The 7,979-nt window shown below is 63.4% G+C and carries 7 protein-coding genes and 1 pseudogene; all 8 read left to right on the top strand.

Going from position 1 to position 7,979, the window contains the following annotated elements; genetic code table 11:
- Nucleotides 1–1,679 (top strand): conjugal transfer protein TraG (locus tag JCM25156_RS07035; RefSeq protein WP_025812601.1); only part of this gene is annotated, 1,679 nt, incomplete at its 5' end.
- Nucleotides 1,680–1,686: 7 nt separating this feature from the next.
- A complete protein-coding gene (locus JCM25156_RS07030) occupies nucleotides 1,687–2,118 on the top strand; it encodes a ribbon-helix-helix protein, CopG family (protein WP_025812600.1) in 432 nt (143 codons plus the stop codon).
- Between the two features lie 148 nt (nucleotides 2,119–2,266).
- Nucleotides 2,267–3,271: a P-type conjugative transfer ATPase TrbB gene (gene trbB / locus JCM25156_RS07025; RefSeq protein WP_025812599.1), complete on the top strand. Its 1,005-nt coding sequence runs from the start codon at nucleotides 2,267–2,269 to the stop codon at nucleotides 3,269–3,271.
- Nucleotides 3,268–3,636: a TrbC/VirB2 family type IV secretion system protein gene (locus tag JCM25156_RS07020; RefSeq protein ID WP_025812598.1), complete on the top strand. Its 369-nt coding sequence runs from the start codon at nucleotides 3,268–3,270 to the stop codon at nucleotides 3,634–3,636. Before trbB ends, JCM25156_RS07020 begins: the two co-directional genes overlap by 4 nt.
- Nucleotides 3,636–3,911, top strand: a complete 276-nt coding sequence (locus JCM25156_RS07015; RefSeq protein WP_025812597.1) for a VirB3 family type IV secretion system protein — start codon at nucleotides 3,636–3,638, stop codon at nucleotides 3,909–3,911. The genes JCM25156_RS07020 and JCM25156_RS07015 overlap by 1 nt, the downstream gene beginning before the upstream one ends.
- A gap of 13 nt (nucleotides 3,912–3,924) precedes the next feature.
- A pseudogene (trbE, locus tag JCM25156_RS22250) lies at nucleotides 3,925–6,363 on the top strand (conjugal transfer protein TrbE).
- Nucleotides 6,360–7,094, top strand: coding sequence for a P-type conjugative transfer protein TrbJ (gene trbJ, locus JCM25156_RS07005; RefSeq protein WP_025812596.1), 735 nt, complete (start codon nucleotides 6,360–6,362; stop codon nucleotides 7,092–7,094). The pseudogene trbE and the gene trbJ overlap by 4 nt, the downstream one beginning before the upstream one ends.
- 5 nt (nucleotides 7,095–7,099) lie before the next feature.
- Nucleotides 7,100–7,979, top strand: an 880-nt coding sequence (gene trbL, locus JCM25156_RS07000; protein WP_025812595.1) for a P-type conjugative transfer protein TrbL, incomplete at its 3' end; no start/stop codon positions are given.

Genomic DNA, 7,979 nt, shown 5'->3' with positions numbered 1-7,979 from the left:
GGACCTATGGCTCCGCCCGCTGGGCGGAGGATGCGGAAATCCGCGCGGCCGGACTGCTGGGCGAGGATGGCGTGGTGCTGGGGAAATACCGCCGGGCCTATCTCCGGCATGATGGCCCTGAGCACGTCCTGACCTTCGCGCCGACGCGCACTGGCAAGGGGGTGGGCATGGTGGTCCCTACACTCCTGACCTGGCCGGGTTCAGCCATCATCCATGACATCAAGGGTGAGAACTGGCAGATCACTGCCGGTTTCCGGAATCGCTTCGGGCGGGTGCTGCTGTTCGACCCCACCAATCCGGCGTCCTCGGCCTACAACCCGCTGCTGGAGGTCCGGCGCGGGGCGTCGGAGGTTCGCGATGTCCAGAACATCGCCGACATCCTGGTCGATCCCGAGGGCTCACTGGAGCGCCGCAACCATTGGGAGAAGACTTCCCATGCCCTGCTGGTCGGTGCGATCCTGCACGTGCTCTACGCCGAGGACGACAAGACACTCGCCGGGGTGGCGAAATTCCTCTCTGACCCCAAGCGGTCGATCGAGGCGACCCTGTCGGCCATGATGCGGACATCGCATCTTGGGGAGGCGGGGCCACACCCCGTCGTGGCGTCGGCGGCGCGGGAATTGCTGAACAAGTCGGACAATGAGCGCTCCGGCGTGCTCTCGACCGCCATGTCGTTTCTCGGCCTCTACCGCGATCCGGTGGTGGCCACCGTGACCAGTCGTTGCGAATGGCGGATCGGCGATCTGCTGGAGGGCGACCAGCCCGTCTCGCTGTATTTTGTCATCCCGCCCTCGGATATCAGCCGCACCAAGCCTCTGATCCGCCTGATCCTGAACCAGATCGGGCGGCGGCTGACGGAGGATCTGTCCGGCCGGGCGGGGCGGCGTCGCCTGCTGCTGATGCTGGATGAATTTCCTGCCCTTGGCCGGCTAGATTTCTTCGAGAGCGCGCTGGCCTTCATGGCGGGCTACGGGATTAAGGCGTTCCTGATCGCCCAAAGCCTCAACCAGATCGACAAGGCGTACGGTCAGAACAATAGCATTCTTGACAACTGCCATGTCCGAGTATCCTTCGCCACGAACGATGAACGCACCGCGAAACGCGTGTCCGACGGTCTGGGTGTGGCCACCGAGATCCGCTCGCAGAAGAACTATGCGGGGCACCGTCTCTCGCCCTGGCTCGGGCATCTCATGGTCTCGCGTCAGGAAAGCGCGCGGCCCTTGATGACGGTGGGCGAGGTCCAGCAACTCCCGGCACGGGAGGAGGTTGTCATGGTGGCGGGCTGTCCGCCCATCCGCGCGCGCAAGGCGCGGTATTTTCGGGATCACCGCTTCGTCGAACGCGTTCTGCCGCCGCCCGATCCGGCGCAGCTGCCCCGGCCTGTCCGGCCCGATGACTGGAGTGGTCGTCCGTCTCCTGTCACCCCGCCACCGGAGCAGGCGGGGGTGTCGGCAGCACCCGACAAATCCGACGATGCCGATAGCGATGAATCCCTCGGCACGGGACGGAAATGGTCGCGCGAGCATGACCCGGCGGATGCCGGTAAGCACAGGGCGCGCACCGCACCGGACCTGTTTGGCGAGGAACTGCCACCGGATCCGGAAGCACGGGATCGTGCCGACCTGACGCGGATCGCCCGGCAGGCCGGCCTCGACCGTGGCAATGACCTTGGGCTGTGAGGGCGTGATGAGAACATCCCCCAAGAAGGCGCGGCTGTCGGTCTATCTGGAACCGAAGCTACTGGACGCCCTGACCGCCCATGCGGCGCGGCGCGATCTGTCCCTGTCCCTGGTGGCGGAGGCCGCCATCGCATCCTTCCTGTCGCCCGATGCTGATGAACGGCGGGAGGCGGCGATGAGCCGCAGGCTGGACCGCCTTGACCGGCAGGTCGCCCGCATGGAGCGCGATCTCGGGATCAGCCTTGAGACGCTGGCCCTGTTTATCCGCTACTGGATGACGGTCAGCCCGTCCTTGCCGGAACCGGCCGCAGCGGCGGCGCGGGCGCAGGGGGCGGAACGTTACGAGGCGTTCGTGGCTGCCCTTGGCCGACGACTCAGCCGGGGGCCACTTTTCCGGCAGGAGATCCCCGACGATGTGCCTCCTGCGTCGGAATCATGATGTCCGCAGCCAGCAAGTAAAAACCGCATCCGTTACGATCCTGTACGATCGCAGGAAAATACTGTTGAAAACGGGAGAAAACAGCACTCTCTAATGATCCCCGTCGTCGTCCGGAAAAGCCGGATGACCCATACGGACGGGGATTCCCATGGCGGTTACACCGATTGAAAATGGTGCCCGACAGCGTGGCATGTCCATGCTGCGCACGGCGATGGGACCGGCGATTGCCCGGCATCTCGCTGATCCCGCTGTGGTCGAGGTCATGCTCAATCCCGATGGGCGGCTCTGGATCGACCGTCTGTCCGAGGGGCTGGGCGATACGGGCGACAGGGTTACGCCAGCCGATGCCGAGCGCATCGTGCGTCTCGTGGCCCACCATGTCGGGGCGGAGGTGCATGAAGCGGCACCACGCGTCTCGGCCGAACTGCCAACCGGTGAGCGGTTCGAGGGATTGCTGCCGCCAGTGGTGACAGCCCCGAGTTTCGCCATCCGCAAACCTGCCGTCGCCGTGTTCACACTCGACGATTATGTTGCTGCCGGGATCATGACCGATGCACAGGCAGATTTCCTGCGCCGCGCTGTTGCGGAACGGAAAAACATCCTGGTCGCAGGGGGCACCTCGACCGGCAAGACCACGCTGGTCAATGCCCTGTTGGCCGAGGTTGCGAAAACCGGCGATCGCGTCGTGCTGATCGAAGATACGCGCGAACTGCAATGCACGGCGCCCAATCTCATCGCCCTGCGGAGCCGCGAAGGTGTGATCACCCTTTCGGACCTTGTCCGGTCCGGCCTGCGCCTGCGTCCGGACCGTATCCCCATCGGTGAGGTGCGTGGGGCTGAAGCGCTCGATCTGGTCAAGGCATGGGGAACCGGCCATCCGGGCGGTATCGGCACGCTGCATGCCGGATCGGTGCTGGCGGCCCTGTATCGTCTGGAACAGCTGATCCAGGAGGCGGTGGTCACGGTGCCACGCGCCATGATCGCCGAAACCATCGATGTGATCGCGGTCCTGTCCGGACGCGGCACGGCACGCCGCCTGTCCGAACTGGCTGAAATCGAGGGGCTTGATCCCGTGACGGACACCTATCGCATCCGTCCGGTCAGCCTCTCGTCTCTCGAAAAATCCCGCTCTGCCAATGGAGAGTCATCATGATTCTGCCTTCACGTCTGCGCGCCATCGTGTGCGCTGTCGCACGTCCTGACCGGCATGTGCCGGATCTGCGTGTGTTCGGAACCTCCATGCTGCTGTCGCTTGCTTTCGCGTCATCGGCATGGGCGTCAGGATCCAGCATGCCGTGGGAGACGCCTCTGAACGAGATCCTGGAGTCCGTGCAGGGACCGGTGGCGAAGATCATCTCGGTCATCATCATCACGGTCACGGGTCTGACCCTGGCGTTCGGGGAAACATCCGGCGGGTTTCGCCGCCTGATCCAGATCGTCTTTGGACTCAGCATCGCTTTTGCAGCATCCAGCTTCTTCCTGTCGTTCTTCTCCTTCTCCGGCGGGGCACTGATCTGATGGCGGGATATGACGATGACGCGGTGCCGGGCTTTCATGTCCCGGTGCATCGCTCGCTGACCGACCCGATCCTGCTGGGTGGGGCGCCCCGTGCCGTCGCCATCGCCAACGGCACGCTGGCGGCAGCGATCGCCCTCGGTCTGCGCCTCTGGCTGATCGGGGCCGTGTTCTGGATCGTTGGCCACGGACTCGCGGTCTGGGGTGCCAGGCGCGATCCTTTCTTCATTGAGGTGGGGCGACGGCATCTGCGCTACCCCGCCTGGCTGCGGGCGTAGGGAGAGCAGTGCGATGATGTCCCTTGGCGAATATCGCAACCGTGCTGCCCTCCTGTCGGATTTTCTCCCCTGGGCCGCACTGGTCGAAAAGGGCGTGGTTCTGAACAAGGACGGTTCGTTCCAGCGCACGGCGAAAATTCGAGGCCCTGATCTGGATAGCGCCACGCCTGCCGAACTGGTCGGCGTGACGGGTCGGCTGAACAACGCCCTGCGCCGTCTGGGTTCCGGCTGGGCGGTGTTCGTGGAAGCGCAGCGCGTCCCGGCGACAGTGTATCCCGAGAGTGATTTTCCTGATGCCGCCAGCCAAATGGTCGATCTGGAACGCCGGGAAGCCTTCGAAGATGAGGGCGCGCATTTCGAGAGCCGGTATTTCCTGACCCTGGTCTGGTTGCCGCCGGCGGAATCATCAGGCCGTGCCGAGCATTTTCTCTATGAGGGCAGGGAACGGGACGGCCCAGATCCACACGGCATGCTCCATGCTTCGTGGATCGCAGTGATCGGCTTCTTGCCCTGCTGGACGGGTTCATGCCCGAGGCCGTCTGGCTGGATGACGGCGAGACGCTGACCTACCTGCATTCGACGATTTCCACTCGGCACCAGCGAGTGAGGGTGCCGGAAATTCCCATGCATCTGGATGCGTTGCTGGTGGACCAGCCGCTGTCGGGCGGTCTGGAACCGAAACTCGGTGATGCGTTTATCAAGACCCTGACGATCACCGGCTTCCCGTCACGGACCTTTCCCGGAATTCTGGACGATCTGAACCGACTGGCCATGCCCTATCGCTGGTCCACCCGCGCGATCCTGCTCGACAAGACCGACGCCACCAAGGTTCTGACGAAGATCCGGCGGCAATGGTTTGCAAAGCGCAAGAGCATTGCAGCCATTGTCCGGGAGGTGATGACCAACGAGGCCTCGGTCCTCGTGGACAACGATGCCGCCAACAAGGCGGCCGACGCCGATCTGGCTATGCAGTCCCTTGGTGCTGACGATGTGGGACAGGCGTATCTTACCGCGACCATCACGGTCTGGGACGGTTCTGCCTCCATCGCCGCCGAGAAGCTCCGGCTGGTCGAGAAGGTCATCCAGGGGCGCGACTTCACCTGTATGACGGAAAGCCTCAACGCGGTGGAAGCGTGGCTGGGATCTCTGCCGGGGTATGTCTACGCCAATGTGCGTCAGCCCCCGGTCTCGACACTGAATCTGGCACATATGATCCCGCTCTCCGCCGTATGGGCCGGGCCGGAGCAGGACGGGCATTTCAAGGCAGCACCGCTTTTCTACGGCAGGACGGCGGGTGCCACACCGTTCCGGTTTTCCCTGCATGTCGGCGATGTGGGTCACACGCTGATCGCGGGACCGACGGGAGCGGGCAAATCCGTGCTGCTGGCGCTGATGGCGTTGCAGTTCCGCCGGTATGTGGGTGCGCAGATCTTCGCCTTCGATTTTGGCGGGTCGATGCGCGCCGCAACGCTGGCGATGGGCGGGGATTGGCACGATCTCGGCGGTGGGCTGACAGACGCTGATCTGTCGGGAGAACAGGGTGGCAGTGTATCGCTCCAGCCGCTGGCAGCGATCGATGATCCCGATGAGCGCAAATGGGCCACAGAATGGCTCGGCCAGATCCTTGTCGGTGAAGGGGTAACGCTGACCCCGGAGGTGAAGTCTTACCTTTGGTCGGCCCTGAATTCCCTTGCGTCGTCTCCCGTGCAGGAGCGAACGATGTCCGGCTGGTAGCGCTCCTCCAGTCCAATGCCCTGAAGCAGGCAATGGCGCCGTACTGCTGGGTGGTCCCTATGGCCGCCTGCTCGATGCGGACACCGAGCGGCTGGGTGATGCCGACGTCGTGGTGTTCGAGACGGAGGGGCTGATCGGTTCCGGCGCAGCGTCTCCCGTGTTGTCCCATCTGTTCCATCGCATCGAGGGCCGACTGGACGGGCGTCCGACTCTGCTGGTCGTCGATGAGGGCTGGCTGGTCCTGGATGACGGCGATTTCGCTGGCCAGCTCCGGGAATGGCTGAAAACCCTGCGCAAGAAGAACGCCAGCGTCATCTTTGCCACGCAGTCCCTGTCGGATATTGCCAATTCGCCGATCGCCCCGGCGGTAGTGGAAAGCTGCCCGACACGGATCTTCCTGCCCAATGAGCGGGCGATCGAGCCGCAGATTATGATGCTCTACCGCGATTTCGGGCTGAATGACCGGCAGATCGCCATCATCGCCCGTGCGGCATCGAAGCGGGAATATTATTGCCAGACCCAGCGGGGAAACCGGCTGTTCGAACTGGGGCTCGGCCGGGTGGCGCTCGCCCTATGCGCGGCATCCGGCAAGGACGACCACCGGCTGATCGATGCAGTGCTGGCGGAACATGGCCGTCCCGGATTTCTCCCGGCCTGGTTTGAGGCGCGCGGCATAGCGTGGGCTGCGGACCTTCTGCGGGAAAGATCTGTGTCATGAGGCCGGTGGTCTTTCTCTGCGGTACGGCGGTCCTGCTGTCGCTTGGCGTTCCACAGGCCCGGGCACAATGGGCGGTGTATGACGGAGCCAACCATGTCCAGAATGTTCTCATCGCGGCACGGACCCTCCAGCAGATCGATAATCAGATCACCTCGCTGGCCAACCAGGCACAGATGCTGGTCAATCAGGGACGTAATCTGGCGAGCCTGCCGCTATCGACTCTCTCGACGCTGCAATCGACGATTTCCCAGACCACGGCACTGCTCGCGCAGGCGCAGAACATCGCCTACAGCGTCCAGTCCGTCGAGCAGCAGTACCAGCAGGCCTACACATCCGTCTCATCAGGCATGTCCGACAGCGCCCTGTTCAGCCAGGCGCAGACAAGGTGGCAGAATTCCATAGGCGGCTTTGAGGATGCCCTGAAACTGCAGGCGCGTGTTGTGGGGAATATTCCTTCCGACAATAGCGCCATGACCCAGCTTGTCTCGGCCAGCCAGGATTCCACAGGTGCCCTGCAGGCGGCGCAGGCAGGCAATCAGCTTCTGGCACTTCAGTCGCGCCAGTTGTCTGACATCCAGGCCGAACTCGCTGCCAACGGGCGGGCCACGGCGCTGGAGCGGGCGCGGAATGCGGCCACCGAAGCCGAGAGCGAGGCTCAGTACCAGCATTTCTCCCAATATGATGCCTACAGCCCGACTTCGGTGTCCATGTTCGGCAGCAGCGGGAACTGACCACCATGGCCATGAACGATGTCGGCGTTATCGATACCTTTCTGAACACCTTCACCACCACCATCGATACCGGCTTCGGTCTGGTGAAGGGGAATGTGATCTCGCTGGCAGGTACGCTGTCGGTGCTGGACATCGCGCTGGCCGGTCTGTTCTGGGCCTGGGCGGCGGATGAGGACATCATCCAGCGTCTGGTGAAAAAGACGCTCTATATCGGCTTCTTCGCTTGGGTCATCAACGATTTCGATGCGCTCTCGAAGATCGTCTTCGACAGCTTTGCGGCCCTCGGACTGAAGGTCGGCGGTGGCAGTCTGGCGCTTGGAAACTTCCTGCGGCCCGGCCGACTGGCCTCGACCGGATTTACGGCAGCGCAGCCGCTTCTGGACTCTGTCCACAATCTCCTTGGTCCGGTCGCCTTCTTTACCAACTTCATCCAGATCTTCGTGCTGTGTCTGTCCTGGCTGATCGTGCTGGCAGCCTTTTTCATTCTCGCCGTGCAGCTTTTCGTGGCGCTGATCGAGTTCAAGCTGACCACGCTTGCAGGCTTTGTGCTGATCCCGTTCGCCCTTTTCAATCGCACGGCTTTCCTCGCGGAGAAGGTGCTGGGCAATGTCGTCTCCTCGGGTGTGAAGATCATGGTGCTGGCGGTCATTTCCGCCATTGCGTCCGTTCTGTTCGCCCAGTTCACGACGTCCTATGGTAGCGATGTGCCGACCATCGGCCAGGCCGTCTCGGTGGTGCTGGCGTCGCTTTCGATAGTCGGGCTCGCCATTTATGGCGGCAGCATCGCCAATGGTCTGATTTCCGGTGCCCCGCAGCTTGGTGCGGGCGCGGCAGTCGGTACTGGCATGGCGGTTGGCGCCATGGGTGCGGCGGCGGCGGCCGGTG

It is taken from the genome of Komagataeibacter kakiaceti JCM 25156 (assembly GCF_000613305.1).
This window is presented reverse-complemented; position numbering and strand designations above follow the sequence as displayed.